Below are 17,509 nucleotides of genomic sequence, written 5' to 3' on the forward strand. Positions count from 1 at the left end.
CCCACCTTCACAAGGAGAAGCAGCATGAACACCACCGCATCCCAAGCCACCCGTCCCGCCCACCAGCAGGTTGCCATCGTCACCGGCGCCTCACGCGGTATCGGTGCAGCCATCGCCACCCGGCTTGCTGCCGAAGGCATCGCCATCATCGTCAACTATGCCGGCCGCAAGGATGACGCCGAGCGCGTCGTGGCCGAGATTGCCGCCGCCGGCGGACGCGCCGCCGCCATCCAGGCCGACGTCGCCGTGCCGGCCCAGGTGGCGGCCCTGTTCGACCAGGCCAGTACGCTCTTTGGCGGGGTCGACATCCTGGTCAACAACGCCGGCATCATCCAGCCCGGCCTGACCATGCTGGCCGATACCGATGACGAGCTCTTCGACAAGCTGCTGGCCATCAACATCAAGGGCAGCTTCAACACCATGCGCATCGCCGCCAAGCGCCTGCGCGAGGGTGGACGCATCGTCAACTTCTCCAGCAGCATGAAGACTATGGCCTCGCCCGGCTATTCCATCTATGCGGCCACCAAGGCGGCCGTCGAAACGATGACCAATGTCTTCGCCAAGGAACTGCGCGGCCGCAACATCACCGTCAATGCCGTGGCCCCGGGACCGACCGCCACCGAACTCTTCCTCAAGGACAAGACCCCGGAACAGATCGAGCGCCTGGCCAAGCTGCCGCCGCTGGAACGCCTGGCGCAGCCGGAAGACATCTCCGGCATCGTGGCCTTCCTGGTCGGCCCTGATGGCAGCTGGATCAACGGCCAGACCGTGCGGGCCAATGGCGGCTCGATCTGAGCGGCGTTTAACGAACCGACCACCCAAGGAGAGCATTCATGGGCAAGGTGATCCTCATCACCGGCGCCTCCAGCGGCTTCGGCCGCCTGAGCGCCGAAGCGCTGGCCCGCGCCGGGCATGTCGTCTACGCCTCGATGCGCGCCACCACCGGCCGCAATGCAGCGGTAGTGCAGCAGATGGCGGCCTTCGCCGACCTGCATGGCGTGGCCTTGCAGGCCGTGGAGCTGGACGTGCAGTCGCAGGCCTCCATCGATGCGGCCGTTGAAAGCATCATTGCCGCGCACGGGCGCATCGACGTGGTGATCCACAACGCCGGCCACATGGCCTTCGGTCCGGCCGAGGCCTTCTCGCCCGAACAGTTCGCCCAGCTCTACGACGTCAACGTGGTCAGCACCCAGCGCGTGAACCGCGCCGTGCTGCCGCACATGCGGGCAAGGCGCGAAGGCTTGCTGGTGTGGGTATCGAGCAGCAGTTCGGCCGGTGGCACGCCGCCTTACCTGTCGCCGTACTTCGCGGCCAAGGCCGCCATGGATGCGCTGGCGGTGCAATATGCGCGCGAGCTCACGCGCTGGGGCATCGAGAGCAGCATCATCGTGCCGGGGGCCTTCACCTCGGGCACCAATCACTTCGCGCATGCCGGCAGTCCGGCCGACCAGGGGGTGCTGGCGCAGTATGAACAGGGGCCCTATGCCGGCTTTGGCGAGCAGATCCAGCAAGCCTTTGCGGCCATCGTACCGCCCGAGGCCGATGCCGGGGAGGTGGCCGGGGCCATCGTCGACGTGGTCGGCCGGCCCTTCGGCCAGCGGCCCTTCCGGGTCCACATCGACCCGGCGCAGGATGGGGCCGATGTCGGCTTCGCCGTGCTGGACCGGCTGCGGGCGGAAATGCTGCAGCGGGTCGGCATGGCGGACCTGCTCAGGCCGCAACGCAAGAGCGTCGCTGCCTGATGGCCAATGACGCTCATGAACGCGGCTTCGGTGCGTTCTCGGCGAAGGCGGCAATCTCCTTGAGCCGTGCGTAGATCGCTGCCAGTGCCGGCCATTGCGCCAGGTCCAGTCCCATGCGTTCGGTATTGACCAGCTGCGGGAACAGCAGGATGTCGCCCAGCGATGGCCGCGCCCCGGCGACGAAGGGGCCCGCCGGGCGCGCCTGCAGCAACTGCTCCAGCGCCTGCAATCCTTCTTCGACCCAGTGGCGATTCCAACGGGCCTGGGTGGCGCCATCCATGGCGGCCAGGGCCGTGAGCTGGCGCGCCACGCGCGGGGGCAGCAGGGCATGGATTTCAGCGGCTACGGCGACGGCCACGGCGCGCGTCAGGGCCCGCTGTTCCAGGTCTTGCGGCAGCAGCGGTGGCGACGGCTGCAGCTCATCCAGGTACTCGATGATGGCAATGGACTGGGTCAGCAGCGTGCCCTGGTCCGTCACCAGGGCCGGAACCAGTCCCTGCGGATTCAGGCGCAGGTAGTCGCTCTCACGGTTTTCGGGGCGGTCGCCGAGGATGCCGACGTGGATCGTCTCCACGCTGATCTGCTTGAGGGCCAGGGCAATGCGCACGCGTGAGGCGGCTGAGGAGATGTCGTTCAGGTAGAGCTTCATGGTGTTTTCCTTTCGGTGTCAGTGGTGAAAAAAATCATCGTGTGGCCAAGGCATGGGCCAGTGCAGCAGCGACCGGGGGCCCGGCGCTGGCTGACTCATGCGTGTCCCAGGCGCAGGGACTGGCGGAAATGGCGAGGGCGGTGAGCCAGCCGATCAGGTTTCTCATGGGGGTTCCTTGTCAGGGGCAAGCGGGTTCAACCGAAGGTGAAGACGTAGGCGTTCGCGCCGGGGTCGAGAAAGCGCACCTCGAAGAGGCGTGGCTTGACCTCACCGCGCTGGCGTACCAGCTGAAAGAGGCGGGTCCGTTCGACCGTGCCGCGACCGGCGGCGTCGATGTCGGCACCGTGCAACTCGCCCGGAGGCTGGCCATCGATGCTCACCTCGAAGCGCACCGGCCGGCCATCCTCAGCGGGACCCAGCACCAGGTGCAGGTCACGGGCGGAGAAGCGGTAACGGATGCTGCCACCGGCCTCCTTGAGCGTGACGGCCTCGGCACCGACCCGCCACTGGCCGCTCAGGCTCCACTGGTTGCGCTGCAATGGCGCGCCGCTGTAGTGCTGCCAACGATCGGGCGCAATCCGCTCGGGCGAGGCCGGGCCATTGCCCTGGCGGTAGCCGAGGTAGGTTTCAGGCGAGCCCAGTTGCGCCAGGTCCGGTGCGGCCTCGATGCCGGGCGCTTGCGCTGCCACCGGAGCTGGCGCAGCAGCGGCGCTGCCGGCTTCCCTGAGCAGGGCCGCGATGGCCTCTTCGGTGGCCGCGTAGCGTCCCTCACCGAACTGGTGGTAACGCAGCTTGCCCTGGGCATCGGCCAGGTAGAGGGCGGGCCAGTACTGGTTGTCGAAGGCGCGCCACAGGCGGAAATCGCTGTCCACGGCGATCGGGAAGCCGAGCTTGAATTCGGCGGCAGCCTGCCTGACGTTGTCGACCTTGCGTTCAAAGGCGAACTCGGGCGTATGCACACCGATGACCACCAGTCCCTGGTCACGGTATTTTTCGGCCCATGCGCGGACATAGGGAAGCGTACGGATGCAGTTGATGCAGGAGTACGTCCAGAAATCGACCAGCACCACCTTCCCGCGCAGTTGCGCACTGCTCAGCGGTGGCGAATTGAGCCATTGCACTGCTCCCTCCAGGTCCGGCAGGCTGCCTTCGACCGGCAGGGTGCTGCGATAGGGGCGCTTCTGTGCGCCCCCTGCGGCGGCCGTTTCGTTCGCAGCGAGCATGGCCGGGGGCGCGTCGGCACGCGCCGGGGCCAGCAGGTCCAGCAGGCGGTTTTCCAGTTGCGTCGTGCCGGAGGCGGGTGGCGTCAACGGCAGTGTCGCGCCGATGGCCAGGCTGGCCACGCCGCCCAATACCGCCATGCCCAGTGCACGGCGCAGCCAGAGCGTGAGCCCCAGGCGTGGGCGCAGCGCTGACATCAGGCGGGCGCCACCGGCCATGACCAGCCCCAGCATGCTGGCCGCGCCGGCCGCATAGGCCAGCAGCAAGGAACTCGTATGCACGCTCGGTCCGTGCCAGGCCGCCGCCGACAACACCAGCCCCAGCACCGGGCCGGCGCATGGGGTCCAGAGCAGTCCGGTGGCGGCGCCCAGCAAGAGCGAAGCGGCGATGCCGTGGCCACGGCGCTGCCCCTGCGCGGCCAGGGTATTGCCCAGCAGCAGGCCTGGCCGGGCCAGCAGGTCGGCCAGCGCCGGCCACACCAGCGCTGCGCCCAGCAGTGCCAGCATCAGCAAGGCCAGGATGCGGCCGATCTCGTTGAGGTGGATGGCCCAGTGGGCCCCGACGGTGGTCAGCGTGGCCACGCCGGCGAAGGTGGCGGCCATGCCGGCCAGCATGGGCAGGCGTCCCCGCCAGAAGGGCTGGTCCGAACGTGCCAGCACGAAGGGCAGGACCGGAAGGATGCAGGGGCTCGCCAGCGTGAGCGCCCCGCCCAGGAAGGCGGCAAGATGAAGGAACATGATGAGGGCCTCGCAAGAGGCAGGTCTGGTTGGCGACCCGTGCATGACATCGCGCCGGTGTATCCGGGATGTGTCCTGCAGGGATACCCTGTGTATCCTTGTGTGTCTGCGGACGTGGCGGCTACATTGGCTGACAAATCCCCGCATCGGCCCGCGCTGCGCTGCCCTGGCGGCTTTGCGGCCAGGGTGGGGCGCCGGGGGCGGGTTTTGTCATTGCGTGTATCGTGGCCCGGCCGGGATACATGGCGGTACAAATCGGGCGGGGCAGCGGCTTGCGCGGCGCGCGTGCGGCGCGTAAAAGGGTGGCGCAACACATCGGAGAACGGCGCAGGCGAGCGCACAACAGGGAAGGGCAGGCAGGTGGAACATACCGATCACATCCTCATCGTCGATGACGACCGCGAGATCCGCGAGCTGGTCGCCGACTATCTCAAAAAGAACGGCCTGCGCGTGGACGTGGCCGCCGACGGACGGCAGATGCGCGCCTTCGTGGCCAGCAACGCGGTCGACCTGATCGTGCTGGACATCATGATGCCCGGCGACGATGGCCTGGTCCTATGCCGCGAGCTGCGGGCGGGCAAGCACAAGGCCACGCCCATCATCATGCTCACCGCCCGTGCGGAAGAGACCGACCGCGTGGTCGGCCTTGAAATGGGCGCCGACGATTACCTGGCCAAGCCCTTCGCCGCCCGCGAACTGCTGGCGCGCATCAAGTCGGTCTTGCGCCGCACCCGCATGCTGCCGCCCAACCTGCAGGTCAGTGAAGCCGGCAGGCTGCTGCGTTTCGGCCCATGGCGGCTGGATACCTCGGAACGCCACCTGCTGGCCGAGGACGGCATGGTGGTCACCTTGAGCGGTGCCGAATACCGCCTGCTGCGGGTGTTCGTCGATCATCCGCAACGCGTGCTCAACCGTGACCAGTTGCTCAGCCTCACGCAAGGCCGCGAGGCGGAGATCTTCGACCGCTCCATCGACCTGCTGGTCAGCCGCGTGCGCCAGCGGCTGGAGGACGACGCCCGCGAACCGCGCTACATCAAGACCATTCGCAACGAGGGCTATGTCTTCTCGATGCCGGTGGCCATCGAGCAAACGCGTTCATGAGCGCCACCGTTGCTGCGCCCGGGCGTGCGCGCCGCCTGCTGCGCCTGCCGCGCACGCTGGGATCGCGCCTGTTCCTGATCCTGCTGGCCGGGCTGGCGCTGGCCCACATCCTGTCTTTCGGCGTGTTGTTCCTGGAACGCTATACGGCCGCGCGCGCGGTCATGCTCGATACCCTGGAAAACGATGTGGCCATCGCGGTGGCCATTCTCGACCGCCTGCCTGCAGCCGAACGGGCGCAGTGGATCGGCCCGCTGCAGCGCTCGACCTATGGCTATGTACTCGGTGAGGGATCGCAGGGCGTAGCCGCCTTGTCGCCCCGGGCCGTACAGATCGCCGCGCGCGTCCAGGCGGCGCTGGGCGGGCGCTATCGAATGACCATGCAGACCATCCCCGGTGCGCGCGAGCATCTGCAGGCGCATCTGCGGCTCTCCGACGGCAGCGCCCTGACGGTCGACATCCTGCCGGCCATGAAGCCGCTCACCCAATGGCTGCCTTATGTGCTGGCCGCGCAATTGCTGCTGCTGGTCCTGTGCAGCTGGTATGCCGTGCGGCTGGCGCTGCGGCCCCTGGCCGACCTGGCCGATGCCGCCGACCGCCTGGAGCTGGGCCAGGCAGCGCCGGCGCTGGCGGTGGACGGACCGGCCGAAGTGGCCCATGCAGCGGGCGCCTTCAACGCCATGCGCGAGCGCATCGCCGAGCATCTCCAGGAACGCATGCAAATCCTGGCGGCGGTCTCGCACGACCTGCAGACGCCGCTCACGCGCATGCGCCTGCGCGCCGAGATGGGCGAGCCCGGCACGGCGCGTGACAAGTTGCTGGGAGACCTGGCCGAGATCGAGCGCCTGGTCAAGGAGGGCATCGCCTATGCCCGCAGCGCCCATGGCAATGCCGAGGCAGCGGTGCGCATCGACTTCGCCTCCTTCCTGGAAAGCATGGTCTTCGATTACCAGGACAGCGGCCAGCCGGTCACGCTGCGCGGGTCGCTGCCGACACTGGCCATGGTCACCCGGCCTCAGGCACTGCGCCGCCTGCTCGGCAACCTGGTCGACAACGCGCTCAAGTTCGGTGGCGCCGCCGAGATCGAGGCCAGCGTGCTGCCGCCAGGGCAATTGTGCGTGCGGGTGCGCGACCCTGGCCCGGGCATTCCCGAGGCCCAGCTGGAGGCCGTCTTCCAGCCATTCTTCCGCCTCGAATCCTCGCGCAATCGTGGCACCGGCGGCACCGGCCTGGGTCTGGCGATCGCGCAACAGTTGGCCCAAGTGCTGCAGGGGCAGGTGGTGCTGCGCAATCGGGTGGACGGGACCCAGGGCCTGGAGGCCGAACTGGTCCTGCCCTTGCTTTCCTGAGACCTCTCCACGGCCGCGCATGTAGCACAATGTATCCATCCCCGGCGGATCTACACGGGCTTGCAAAAGCCCGTGCTGGCCGACACAGTCCGGATACATCGGACCGGCATTCTCCTTCCTGTCCCATCGACCTGAACGGAGAATCCGATGTCCCACGAAATCAACCTTCAACGCCGCCGTCTTTTTGGTGCCACTGCGGCCACCGCAGCCACCGCCGTGATCGCGCAACTGGGCCTGTCCTCACCGGCCATGGCGCAGGCTTCAGCCGGCGCACCGGCCGCACAGCGGCCGACCAGCCTGGGTCCCATCCGCCAAATCAACGCGGGCCTGCTCAGCGTGGGCTATGCCGAGCAGGGGCCGGCTGACGGGCCGGTAGTCATCCTGTTGCACGGCTGGCCTTACGACATCCACAGTTTCGTCGAGGTGGCGCCCCTGCTGGCGGCGGCAGGCTACCGGGTGCTGGTCCCCTACCTGCGTGGCTACGGGAGTACGCGCTTCCTGTCCGAACGCACGGTGCGCAATGGCCAGCAGGCGGTGGTCGCGCTGGACATCATCGCCTTCATGGATGCGCTGGGAATCGGCCGTGCCATTTTCGGCGCCTTCGACTGGGGCGCACGCACGGCCTGCATCATCGCCGCCCAGTGGCCCGAGCGCGTCAAGGCCCTGGTCTCGGTGAGCGGCTACCTGATGACCAACGTCGAGGCCGGGCGCCAGCCGCTGCCGCCCCAGGCCGAGCTGGACTGGTGGTACCAGTTCTACCTGGCCACCGACCGTGGGGTGGCCGGGTATGACAAATACCGCAGGGATTTCAACCGGCTGATCTGGAAGACCGCCTCGCCAGGCTGGCATTTCGATGAAGCGACCTATGCGCGCACGGCGGCGTCCTTCGACAACCCTGACCATGTCGCCATCGTGGTCCACAACTATCGCTGGCGCCTGGGGCTGGCACCGGGGCAGACGCAATATGATGCGCTGGAACAGCGGCTGGGCAGTTTCCCTGCCATCGGTGTGCCCACCGTGACCCTGGAAGGCGATGCCAACGGCGCGCCGCACCTCGATCCCGCCCTGTACCGCAAGCGTTTCACGGGGCCTTATGCGCATCACACGCTCAGCGGAGGCATCGGCCACAACCTGCCGCAGGAAGCACCGCAGGCGTTCGCCCAGGCAATCCTGGAGGCCGAGGCATTGTGAGTCCGGCGCCGGCGAACTGGCCTCGCCGGCGCTGCGCGTTGCAGGTGTTACTTCACCCCGGCCGAGACGGCCATCCGGTCAAAATCGGCATCCAGTTTCTGCAGCGAGCCTGCAATGCGCTGCTGCCTGGCCTTGATCCATGCTTCCTGCTGGGCCACGCGCGCCGTGGCTTCGCGCAGCATGCGGTCCATCTCGGCTGGCTGCGGCCCGCCGACGGTGGCGCGATTGCGCACGATGGCCACCGGATCGAGGGTGCTGCGGAACTCCTGTTCCGACATCGGCAGGGCCTGCGGGAATTCCGAATTGAGCACCGCTTCGTGATAGATGCGCTGCGCCTGGTCATAAGGAAACTCCAGCGGCCGGATGTTGTTGGCCTTGGCGTACTCCACCACCTCCGAGGCGAAGTGATGGCCCACGCGGAAGGGCAGCTTGTACTTGCGCATGAGCACGTCAGCCAGTTCCTGGGATGCGGTCCAGTCGCTGTTGAGTTCTTCCAGTGCGCGCTTCGGATCGATCACCAGCGCGCCCAGGATGCTCTCCCAGTTCTTGAGCACCTTGACCGTATTGAGCACCATCTCCTTGTTGGGCTTCACATCCTTGGCATCGCTCATGCCGGGCGGCAGGTTGTGCGCCACGATGGCCACGCCCATGCCCTCGGCAACGACCGTGGAGGCATCGCGCCGGGTGCTGTTGAGCAGGCCCGGATTGCGCTTCTGCGGCATGGCCGAGGACACGTAGGTATTGGCGCCGCCTTCCTGCAGCAGGATCCACGGACGCGGCTGCGCATATTGCGTCATCACGTCCTGGATGAAGGCCCCGGCATGCAGGGCAATGGAGGAGACCACCGCGCCCGCTTCCACCGGACCATCGACGGCCGACAATTGCGCAGCGTCATAGGCGTTGTCGACGATGGCGGCAAAGCCCAGGTAGTCGGCCATGCGCTGGCGGTTCAGCGGCCAGCTGGTGCCGTTCAAGACAGTGGTGCCCATGGCCGAGCGGTCCACGCGCACATAGGCTTCGCGCAGGCGCTGGGCATCGCGGTCCAGTGCGGCGGCAAAGCCCAGCAGGTAGTGGCCGTAGCTGTTGGGCTGGGCGGCCACGCCATTGGTGTAGTTGGGCACGATGGTGTCGCGCTGGCTGGCGGCCAGCTTGACCAGTGCGGCCGTAGTGGCGTTGAGCTGGTTGGCCAGGGTCAGCAGGTCTTCGCGCAGGATCGCCGCGCGCAGGGTGGAGAGCATGTCCTGGCTGGAGCGGCCGGCATGCAGCAGCGTGATCTGCGGACCGGCTGCCTGGATCAGCAGCGGCTCGAAGGTGATCACCAGCGTGGGCCGCTTGGCACCGGGCAGCTCGCCATCGGCCAGCACCTTGCGGATGCCCTTGACCACCAGCGGCGTCATCGATTTGTCCAGCAGGCCTTCGTCGGTATTGATGACGGCGGTGGCCTTGTTGATTTCTCCCAGCCAGAAGAATTCATCATGGCGCGGGGTCTGCTGCGCGTGCAGGGGCGCAGCGCTGCCCAGCAGGGCGGCGGACAGGGCAAAGGCGAGCGTGGAAAGCTTGGGCAAGGCGGTCTCCTGGGGCAATGTAATGGGTCTGTGCAGGGCGCCTATCTTAGCGGGCAAACGCAATCTTGGTTTGTGCCGGCTCAATCGCACACCCTGCGCGTCCCAGTCTCAGCCGATGCTGTTGACCAGGTTCTCGCCGCCGGTCACCTCCAGTACCGTGCCGGTGACGTAGGGATTGGTCATCAGGAACAGCGCCGCATGGGCGATGTCCCCGGCCTGGCCGGCGCGGCGTGCCGGGAAGCTGGCGGCCACCTGCTGCACCATGCCGGCCCGCACGTCGGCCGGGAGGAAATTCCACATCTCCGTTTCCACAAAGCCGGGACGGATGGTGTTGACCCGCGTCGGTGCCAGTTCCACCGCCAGCGAGGCCGACAGCGCCTCAACGGCTGCAAAGCTGGAGGTCACGGCCGTGAAGCCCGGCTTGGGGCGCACCGCCATGCCACCGCTGAGGAAGGTCATCGTGCCGCCCTCGCGCAGCAGCGGCGCGGCGTAGCGCGCACAGGCCCAGGTGCCGAGGAACTTGCCTTCCACATAGCTGCGCACGCCGCCCATGTCGGCATCCATGAAGCCGCCCCAGGTGCCGATGTCGGGTGCGGCCGTGACCACCAGGTGATCGAAGGGACCGATGGCGGCGAAGGCGCTGCGCACGGCGGCTTCGTCGCGCATGTCCAGGCTGGCTTGCTCAACACCGGCCAGGTCAGGGCGGGCTTCAAGGGAGGAGATGCGGCGGCTGGCGACGACCACCGTGGCACCGGCGGCCAGGGCAGCACGGGCGATGCCCAGGCCGATACCGGTCTTGCCGCCGACCACGACGACTTTCTTGCCGGTGAGGGAGAGGGAGGGAGCGGGGCTTGCTGTAGTCATGATGGATCCTGTCTGTTCAAGAGAAAAAGGTATTGAGTGAAACCGGCCTCGCAATGCGCAGCGGCCAGTGGCAAGGACGATGCTAATTGCCCTGTGCTTTGGTGATAATCCCGAGGATTGCCATTGCTGTTATTCTGTTTTGGAATAAATTGCCCCGCACTTTTCCTTTTTTGCGAGACTCCATGGACAGATTCCAGGAAATGACGGCCTTCGTCGCCGTCGTCGAAACCGGTGGTTTTTCCGCCGCAGCACGCCGCCTGGGCGAATCACAATCGGCCGTCAGCAAGGCCGTCGGTGCGCTGGAAAAACGCCTGGGCGTAGCGCTGCTCCATCGCAGCACGCGCAGCGTGACCCTGACCGATCACGGCCGTACCTATTACGCCCGCACCGTCCCGCTGCTGGAAGAAATGGCCCAGACCGATGCCGAGCTTTCCAGCACGACCCAGGAGCCCGCCGGCCTGGTCCGGCTGGCCACCTCCGCCACCTTCGGCCGCCTGCACGTGCTGCCGCTGGTGCCGCTGCTGCTCAAGCGCCATCCCGGCATCCGGCTCGACCTGCAGTTTGCCGACGGCGTGCGCGACCTGCTGGCCGATGGCATCGACCTGGCCATCCGCGTCAGTCCGCAGCAGCATCCCGATGCCGTGGTCAAGCGCGTGGCCAGCACCTCGCTGGTCTGCGTGGGTGCGCGCAGCTACTTCCGGCGGCATGGCCTGCCGCGCACGCCGCAGGACCTGGCGCGCCACAACTGCCTGATCTACAACGACATGCGCGAATGGCCCTTCAGCGGACCGCAGGGGCGTTTCAGCGTGCCGGTGCAGGGCAACCTGTCGGCCAATACGGTCGAGGCCATCCTCTCGGCGGTGCGCGCGGGCGTGGGGATTGGCCTCTTCAACCGGGCTTCGCTGGTGGGCGAGATGCGCCATCCGGACATCGTCACCGTGCTCGATGCCTACCTCTCCGAGACGCGCGACGTCAGCCTGGTCTGGCCGCGCCGCCGCTTCATCCCGCAACGGGTGCGGGTGGTGACGGAATTCTTTGCCGCCGAGCTGGCCAGCAGGATCTGAGCGGCCGGGCGGCCGGAGGGGCCGCATGATCCTTCACTGTGACGGAGGAAAACACGTCGCTTCGGGCAGGAAACGATATACTGTGCATCCATACAGTCCTTGTCCCGCTCCCTTTTGCCGCAATGCCCGTCATCCCCGATCACCGCTTCTACTACCTGAGCAATTTCCAGCAGGCGCTGGGGTGGCTGGCCGGGCGCTATGCCGATTTGCTCAGCGAAGAGGAGCGCGCCTTCCTCCACACCTTCGCGGGTTTGCCGCTGGCGGCCCGGGCGCTCTTCGTGCGCATGATGATGCGCCGGGGCGAGCACTTCCGTACCAGCCGGCTGGACTACCCCGAGATCGGCTGCCCCGTGCAGGCCGCGCAGGGCCTGCCCTCGGCATGGGTGGAGCAGGATGCCGCGCTGTCGCTGGCCCAGGTGTTTGCCCTGGCGACCAAGCCCGAGCTGGTGCGCTGGTTCGGCCTGCGGGGCGCACTCAGGACTGCCCGCAAGGAGGACTTGCTGGCCGTCCTGGCAGCCGATCCGGCCCACTCGGAACCGCGCCGCCTGGCGCACTGGACGGGATCCGGAGCGGGCGGCGAACAAGTCCTGTCCATGCGGGTGAGCGGGCTGTGTGAACGTTTGCGTTTGATGTTTTTCGGTAACCTGCGCCAGGACTGGAGCGAATTCGTGCTGGCCGACCTGGGCACGCTGCGCTATGAACAAATTGCGCTGGCGCCGCAGGCCCGGGGTTTCCGCAGCCGGGGCGATATCGACCTCTACCTGCAGCTGCAGGCCTGCAAGGCGCGCTACCAGGCCGGCGAGGACGCTGGCGCGATCCTGGCCGCGCTGCCCTCCGGTCGCTTCGACAATCCCTGGCTGGAGAGCCGCCGTGAACGCCTGCTGTTCCAGCTCGGCCAGCAATGCGAAAAGGCGGGCGACCTGGCGCAGGCGCAGCAGGTCTATGCCGGCTGCCGCTATCCCGGCGCGCGGGCGCGTGCGATCCGCGTACTGGAAAAGCAGGGCCGTTTCGGTCCCGCCTATGCGCTGCTGAAGAGGGCCCAGCAGGCGCCGGAGAGCGAGGCCGAGCGCCAGCAGCTGCTGCGCATCGCCCCGCGCCTGGCGCGCCAGCTGGGCTTGCCGCCGGCCCTGCGTGCGCGTGCGGCGGTGGTCCAGCAGATCGACCTGGTGCTGCCCGCCGACGGCAGCCGCGTCGAGCGCGCCGTACAGGCCCACTTGCAGCAAGCGCAGGCGCCGGTGTTCTATGTCGAGAATGCGCTGGCCAATACGCTGTTGGGCCTGTTGTGCTGGGAGGCCGTCTTCGCGGCCCTTCCCGGCGCCTTCTTCCACCCCTTCCAGCGCGAGCCGGCCGACCTGCTCAGCGCCGATTTTGCGGTGCGCCGGCGGGATCTGCTGGAGCGTTGCCTGGGCCGCCTCGATGACGGCAGCTATCGCGCGCACGTCCTGGCCACCCATGAGGCCAAACAGGGCCTGCAGTCGCCCTTCGTGGCCTGGGGCTGGATCACGCGCGAGCTGCTGGAGATGGCGCTGGCGTGCATCCCGGCCGCGCACCTGAAACTGTGGTGCCAGCGCATCCTGGACGACGTGCGCGAAAACCGCAACGGCTTCCCCGACCTGATCCAGTTCTGGCCCCAGGAGGGGCGCTACCGCATGATCGAGGTCAAGGGGCCGGGCGACCGCCTGCAGGACAACCAGCGCCGCTGGCTGGACTATTGCGCGCAACATGCCATGCCGGTGGCGGTGTGCTATCTGCAATGGGAGCAGGTGGCCGCATGAGTGCCGACCGTACCCCCGTCGCCGGGCAGGAGAAGCCGGCCCCGCGCTACACCGTATCCGTGCGCGCGCTGTGCGAATTCACCGCCAAAGAGGGCGATCTCGACCTGCGCTTCACGCCCACGCCCACCGCCCAGGAAGGCATCGCCGGTCACGCCATCGTGGCGCAGCGGCGCGGCGAGGGCTACCGGAGCGAAGTGACGCTTTGCGCAGAACACGGCGCGCTGCACGTGCGGGGCCGCGCCGATGGCTACGATCCCCAGCGCCAGCTGCTCGAAGAAGTGAAGACCTATCGCGGCCAGCTCTCCAGCCTGCCCGACAATCATCGCCACCTGCACTGGGCGCAACTGCGCGTCTATGGCCACCTGATGTGCGCGCAGGAGGGGCTGGCGCAGATCCGCCTGGCGCTGGTGTATTTCGACATCGGCAGCCAGCAGGAAACGGTGCTGGAAGAAACCCGCAGCCGCGAGGAACTGGCCGCGCTCTTCGCCGGACAATGCGAACGCTTCATGCGCTGGGCCGAACAGGAACTGGCGCATCGCGCAGCGCGCGATACGGCGCTGCAGTCGCTGCGGTTTCCGCATGGCGACTTCCGTCCCGGGCAGCGGCAATTGGCCGAGGCGGTGTTCCGTGCGCACACCGGCCGGCGCAGCTTGCTGGCGCAGGCGCCAACCGGCATCGGCAAGACCCTGGGCACGCTCTTTCCGGCCTTGAAGGCGGCACCGGCGCAGCGCCTGGACAAGATCATCTTCCTGGCCGCCAAGACCCCCGGCCGCCAGTTGGCGCTCGATGCCGCCAGCACCCTCAAGGCGCAGGGCGAACTGCCTCTGCGCGTGCTGGAACTGTGTGCCCGCGACAAGGCCTGCGAATATCCGGACCGCCTGTGCCGGGGCGATTCCTGCCCGCTGGCCCAGGGCTTCTACGACCGCCTGCCGGCTGCGCGCGCGGCCTGCCTCACGCAGCCGCTGCTGGACCGCGAACACCTGCGCAGCGTGGCCCTGCAGCACCAGGTCTGCCCTTACTACCTGGGCAGCGAGATGACGCGCTGGAGCGATGTCATCGTGGGCGACTACAACTACTGGTTCGATGGCGGCGCCATGCTCTACGGCATGGCGCAGGCGCATGACTGGCGCGTGAGCGTGCTGGCTGACGAGGCGCACAACCTGGTCTCGCGCGCCCGCAGCATGTACAGCGCGCAACTGAGCCGTGCCGCCTTGCGTGCAGCGCGGGCCGTAGCACCGCCCTCGGTGGCCAAGCCGCTGGAGAAATTGGGGCGCGCCTGGACCGCCGCCGGCAAGAAGGCCGACTTGCCTTACCAGGTGCTGGAGGCGCCACCGGCCAGGTTCGTCGAGGCCTTGAGCAGCAGCGTGGCGGCCATCAGCGACTTCCTGGCCCAGGTGGCGGTGCCGCTGGACCCGCCCTTGCGGGATTTCTATTTCGATGCCATGGCTTTCGTGCGGCTGGCCGAATCCTTCGGCCCGCATTCCTTGTTCGACCTCACGCGCGACGATGAGCGCAACACCGTGCTGTGCATCCGCAATGTGGTGCCCGCGCCATTCCTCGGGCCGCGCTTTGCCTTTGCCCATGCCACCACGCTGTTCTCGGGGACCTTGGCGCCCTGGAATTATTTTGCGGACCTGCTCGGCATGCCCGCCAGCACCGCCTGGATCGATGTGGAGTCGCCCTTCCAGGCCAGCCAGTTGCAGGTGAAGGTGGCGCACCAGATCTCCACCACCTGGCAGCGCCGTGCGGCTTCCATCGCGCCCATCTGCAGCCTGATGGCACGCCAGTTCGAAGAGCGGCCCGGCAACTACCTGGCGTTTTTCTCCAGCTTCGACTATCTGCAGCAGGCCCACGATGCCTTCGCGCGAGCACACCCCCACATCGCGACCTGGCAACAGTCGCGCCGCATGTCCGAAACCGACCGCGATGCCTTCCTGGCCCGTTTTGAAAGCGGCGGGCAGGGCATCGGGTTTGCGGTGCTGGGGGGCTCCTTCGGCGAAGGGGTGGACTTGCCCGGCGAACGCCTCATCGGCGCCTTCGTGGCCACGCTGGGCCTGCCGCAGTTCAATCCGGTCAACGAGCAGTTGCGTGAGCGCATGGAGCAGCTCTTTGGCTGTGGCTATGACTACACCTATCTCTACCCCGGGCTGCAGAAGGTGGTGCAGGCCGCCGGCCGCGTGATCCGCACCGAAACCGACCAAGGGACGGTCTGGCTGATCGACCAGCGGTTCGGCCGGCCGGAAGTGCAAGCGCTGTTGCCGGCATGGTGGCAGCTGGATTCGCCCGGCCTGTTGCGCGCCTGAAGCCTCGCCACCGGCATCCGCCGGTGTGTTCACTCAGGGTTTTCCCGAGTGACAAGTTTTGCTGATCGCATAGCATACGAGTTCGGTACGCAACGTGCAGCAAGCCCCTCGATAACTCCCGTCATTTGAGAGTAAAAGCCCCAGCTCACGATGCCATGCGGCAACTGTGATCTTGCAGGGGAAAAACTGTGCCAAAAGCGCTACGTTGACAGGAACAAATTGTCGCTGCAAAGCGACAAATGCCCGTCAGCCCGGGTAAGATTCGCGCCTCGCACTGGATTCGTTCCTGACAAGAAATACCGTGCAGGCTGACGAATTTTTACCTTTTTGACAACATGTTCGCTTGCGCCGTCAGGATTTATTTGTTTTAATGGCAACTCGAAATATGGTCGTATTGACAATATTTTGCGCCTGGCTGGCAAGGGGGCCAACGGGTATCCAGAAGGGAAAAAGGACCGCCGATAGAGCGGAATATCGAAAATAGCTTGGGGGATAGCAGCAAATGGGAAAACTTACCGCTTTTTAACAGAGTTGCAGGCAAGTCTTGCAGGCCAGGTCAAAAGCCGCCGCACGCAAGGCTGGGCAGGGAGTCAAGCATGGGAAACGATATCTCCAACTTGCTGAGCAAGTTCGGGGCCACGGTGGATGGATACCTCGAAATTGAGGCCACGATCGACTACAAGGAACCGGTCCGCAAGGTTAAGGCGCCTTTGGTGGTGGCCAAGGCGGAACCCGCCCTGGCACCCGCGCCGCAGACTGAAACCGCCGCCACTGAGCCGGCGCCGGTGGTGGCAGCCAGTGCAGTGGTTCCCCTCCTGGCTGGCCGTTCGCTTGCCACCCCGCAACGTATCGAACCCGTCATCGAGCCTGTTGCTGAACCTGCCGTGACACCGGCGAGCGTTTCCGAGACGGCTGCCGCCGCGTCCCCCGCGCCTGCGATGGCGCCTGCCGCTGCTCCGATTCCCCCGGCGGCACCGGTGGCCAAATTCATGCCGTCCCCGGCCTCGCGCATCACTGCCACGCCTGCGCAAGTTGCTCCGGCCATTGCCGCCCCCGCTACCGATGCTCCCGTCCCTTCGCTGTTGCGCTCGATGCTGGGCGAGGCCGCTCGTGCGCGCCAGGCGCAGCAAGGCGCCAGCAATGACGGCCCGGGTGATGGGGAAGATATGCAGCCGCCCTCGACACCGGCGCAGATCATCGCCGTGGTCTCGCCCAAGGGCGGGGTCGGCAAGACCACCCTGTGTTCGGCGCTGGCCTGTAGCCTGGCGCGCCATGGCCGCGTGTTCGCCATCGATCTCGATGCGCAGAACGCCCTGCAATACCATCTCGGCGTGAATGCCGAAGCTGCTGCCGCACCGGCGCCGGCGGGTGTGGCCAGCTCCTGGCGCGATGGCCTGGCCCAGGGCATGGCCGGTACCCAGGTAGTCAGCCACGCGCTGGTGGCCGATCACGGGGAAGCGGCACTGGCGCAGCAGATGGTACGCGATGGCCAATGGCTGCTGCGACAACTGCAAGCCATGCAGCTGCAAGCGGGCGACGTGGTCCTGCTGGACCTGCCGGCCGGCCAGACGCCCTACCTCGATCAAGCCCTGCAAGCGGCCGACCAGGTACTGGCCGTGGTCACGCCCGACGCTGGCTCCTTCCTGGCGCTGGAACACATGCGCCAGATCCTGCATGGCCGCAACAACTGCCGCTATGTGGTCAACAAATACGATGGCACCCGCAGCTTCAACCAGGACATGCTGGAAGTGCTCAAGCGCTGGATGGGCCCGCGCCTGGCTGGTGTGATCGCACTCGATCACGCCATCAGTGAAGGCCTGGCCTATGGCTTCAATCCCCTGGTCAAGGGCGGCGATTCGCCGGCCTATGAGCAACTGCAGGTCGTCGCCGAAGTCTTGCGTGCGGCCCTGGCCAAATCGCGTGTTGCAGGTGGCAGGGCATGACGACCGGA

General features: G+C 67.0%; 14 protein-coding genes. 9 read left to right on the forward strand and 5 right to left on the reverse strand.

Annotated features, from left to right (window positions below):
• The first annotated feature begins 24 nt into the window (after window positions 1–24).
• A complete protein-coding gene (locus tag ACLRDN_RS06175; RefSeq protein ID WP_413459415.1) occupies window positions 25–795 on the forward strand; it encodes an SDR family oxidoreductase in 771 nt (256 codons plus the stop codon).
• A 38-nt stretch (window positions 796–833) separates the two neighbouring features.
• Complete coding sequence (locus ACLRDN_RS06180; protein ID WP_413459416.1) at window positions 834–1,742, forward strand: SDR family NAD(P)-dependent oxidoreductase; 909 nt, start codon at window positions 834–836, stop codon at window positions 1,740–1,742.
• A gap of 13 nt (window positions 1,743–1,755) precedes the next feature.
• On the opposite strand, the gene maiA is transcribed toward ACLRDN_RS06180, so the two are convergent.
• The 3 genes from maiA to ACLRDN_RS06195 are packed head-to-tail and all read right to left on the reverse strand — an operon-like array spanning window position 1,756 to window position 4,349.
• Complete coding sequence (maiA, locus tag ACLRDN_RS06185; RefSeq protein WP_413459417.1) at window positions 1,756–2,391, reverse strand: maleylacetoacetate isomerase; 636 nt, start codon at window positions 2,389–2,391, stop codon at window positions 1,756–1,758.
• Window positions 2,392–2,425: 34 nt separating this feature from the next.
• Complete coding sequence (locus tag ACLRDN_RS06190) at window positions 2,426–2,557, reverse strand: hypothetical protein (RefSeq protein ID WP_413459418.1); 132 nt, start codon at window positions 2,555–2,557, stop codon at window positions 2,426–2,428.
• Between the two features lie 28 nt (window positions 2,558–2,585).
• Window positions 2,586–4,349 (reverse strand): cytochrome c biogenesis protein DipZ, encoded by a 1,764-nt coding sequence (locus ACLRDN_RS06195; protein WP_413459419.1) that lies wholly within the window; start codon window positions 4,347–4,349, stop codon window positions 2,586–2,588.
• A gap of 360 nt (window positions 4,350–4,709) precedes the next feature.
• On the opposite strand from ACLRDN_RS06195, the gene ACLRDN_RS06200 reads away from it, so the two are divergent.
• From ACLRDN_RS06200 to ACLRDN_RS06210, 3 genes are all read left to right on the forward strand, one after another.
• Window positions 4,710–5,450, forward strand: coding sequence for a response regulator (locus ACLRDN_RS06200; protein WP_413459420.1), 741 nt, complete (start codon window positions 4,710–4,712; stop codon window positions 5,448–5,450).
• Window positions 5,447–6,796, forward strand: coding sequence for an ATP-binding protein (locus ACLRDN_RS06205; RefSeq protein WP_413459421.1), 1,350 nt, complete (start codon window positions 5,447–5,449; stop codon window positions 6,794–6,796). The genes ACLRDN_RS06200 and ACLRDN_RS06205 overlap by 4 nt, the downstream gene beginning before the upstream one ends.
• Before the next feature lie 147 nt (window positions 6,797–6,943).
• Window positions 6,944–7,987 (forward strand): alpha/beta fold hydrolase, encoded by a 1,044-nt coding sequence (locus ACLRDN_RS06210; RefSeq protein WP_413459422.1) that lies wholly within the window; start codon window positions 6,944–6,946, stop codon window positions 7,985–7,987.
• A 47-nt stretch (window positions 7,988–8,034) separates the two neighbouring features.
• Here the strand turns inward: ACLRDN_RS06210 and ACLRDN_RS06215 are convergent, their stop codons facing one another.
• Together ACLRDN_RS06215 and ACLRDN_RS06220 are read right to left on the reverse strand one after the other, a co-directional pair.
• Entirely contained in the window at window positions 8,035–9,552 is a 1,518-nt protein-coding gene (locus tag ACLRDN_RS06215; protein ID WP_413459423.1) for a lyase family protein, read from the reverse strand.
• 108 nt (window positions 9,553–9,660) lie between these two features.
• Window positions 9,661–10,416: an SDR family oxidoreductase gene (locus ACLRDN_RS06220; RefSeq protein ID WP_413459424.1), complete on the reverse strand. Its 756-nt coding sequence runs from the start codon at window positions 10,414–10,416 to the stop codon at window positions 9,661–9,663.
• Window positions 10,417–10,598: 182 nt separating this feature from the next.
• On the opposite strand from ACLRDN_RS06220, the gene ACLRDN_RS06225 reads away from it, so the two are divergent.
• The 4 genes from ACLRDN_RS06225 to bcsQ all read left to right on the forward strand — a co-directional run bounded on the left by ACLRDN_RS06225 (window position 10,599) and on the right by bcsQ (window position 17,501).
• Window positions 10,599–11,480, forward strand: coding sequence for a LysR family transcriptional regulator (locus ACLRDN_RS06225; RefSeq protein ID WP_413459425.1), 882 nt, complete (start codon window positions 10,599–10,601; stop codon window positions 11,478–11,480).
• A 122-nt stretch (window positions 11,481–11,602) separates the two neighbouring features.
• Window positions 11,603–13,255: a VRR-NUC domain-containing protein gene (locus ACLRDN_RS06230; RefSeq protein WP_413459426.1), complete on the forward strand. Its 1,653-nt coding sequence runs from the start codon at window positions 11,603–11,605 to the stop codon at window positions 13,253–13,255.
• Window positions 13,252–15,558, forward strand: a complete 2,307-nt coding sequence (locus ACLRDN_RS06235; RefSeq protein ID WP_413459427.1) for an ATP-dependent DNA helicase — start codon at window positions 13,252–13,254, stop codon at window positions 15,556–15,558. Before ACLRDN_RS06230 ends, ACLRDN_RS06235 begins: the two co-directional genes overlap by 4 nt.
• A gap of 596 nt (window positions 15,559–16,154) precedes the next feature.
• Window positions 16,155–17,501 carry a cellulose biosynthesis protein BcsQ gene (gene bcsQ, locus ACLRDN_RS06240; RefSeq protein WP_413459428.1) on the forward strand — a complete coding sequence of 449 codons (1,347 nt, stop codon included), beginning with the start codon at window positions 16,155–16,157 and terminating at the stop codon, window positions 17,499–17,501.
• Window positions 17,502–17,509: the final 8 nt, after the last annotated feature.

The sequence above is a fragment of the Herbaspirillum huttiense genome (assembly GCF_047300815.1).
Lineage (GTDB): Bacteria > Pseudomonadota > Gammaproteobacteria > Burkholderiales > Burkholderiaceae_D > Herbaspirillum > Herbaspirillum huttiense_A.

Bases quoted from the DNA above. Each gene is read 5' to 3' on its own strand.
- ACLRDN_RS06175 (WP_413459415.1), top strand. From the start codon at position 25: ATGAACACCACCGCATCCCAAGCCACCCGTCCCGCCCACCAGCAGGTT.
- ACLRDN_RS06180 (WP_413459416.1), top strand. From the start codon at position 834: ATGGGCAAGGTGATCCTCATCACCGGCGCCTCCAGCGGCTTCGGCCGC.
- maiA (WP_413459417.1), bottom strand. From the start codon at position 2,391: ATGAAGCTCTACCTGAACGACATCTCCTCAGCCGCCTCACGCGTGCGC.
- ACLRDN_RS06190 (WP_413459418.1), bottom strand. From the start codon at position 2,557: ATGAGAAACCTGATCGGCTGGCTCACCGCCCTCGCCATTTCCGCCAGT.
- ACLRDN_RS06195 (WP_413459419.1), bottom strand. From the start codon at position 4,349: ATGTTCCTTCATCTTGCCGCCTTCCTGGGCGGGGCGCTCACGCTGGCG.
- ACLRDN_RS06205 (WP_413459421.1), top strand. From the start codon at position 5,447: ATGAGCGCCACCGTTGCTGCGCCCGGGCGTGCGCGCCGCCTGCTGCGC.
- ACLRDN_RS06210 (WP_413459422.1), top strand. From the start codon at position 6,944: ATGTCCCACGAAATCAACCTTCAACGCCGCCGTCTTTTTGGTGCCACT.
- ACLRDN_RS06220 (WP_413459424.1), bottom strand. From the start codon at position 10,416: ATGACTACAGCAAGCCCCGCTCCCTCCCTCTCCCTCACCGGCAAGAAA.
- ACLRDN_RS06225 (WP_413459425.1), top strand. From the start codon at position 10,599: ATGGACAGATTCCAGGAAATGACGGCCTTCGTCGCCGTCGTCGAAACC.
- ACLRDN_RS06230 (WP_413459426.1), top strand. From the start codon at position 11,603: ATGCCCGTCATCCCCGATCACCGCTTCTACTACCTGAGCAATTTCCAG.
- ACLRDN_RS06235 (WP_413459427.1), top strand. From the start codon at position 13,252: ATGAGTGCCGACCGTACCCCCGTCGCCGGGCAGGAGAAGCCGGCCCCG.
- bcsQ (WP_413459428.1), top strand. From the start codon at position 16,155: ATGGGAAACGATATCTCCAACTTGCTGAGCAAGTTCGGGGCCACGGTG.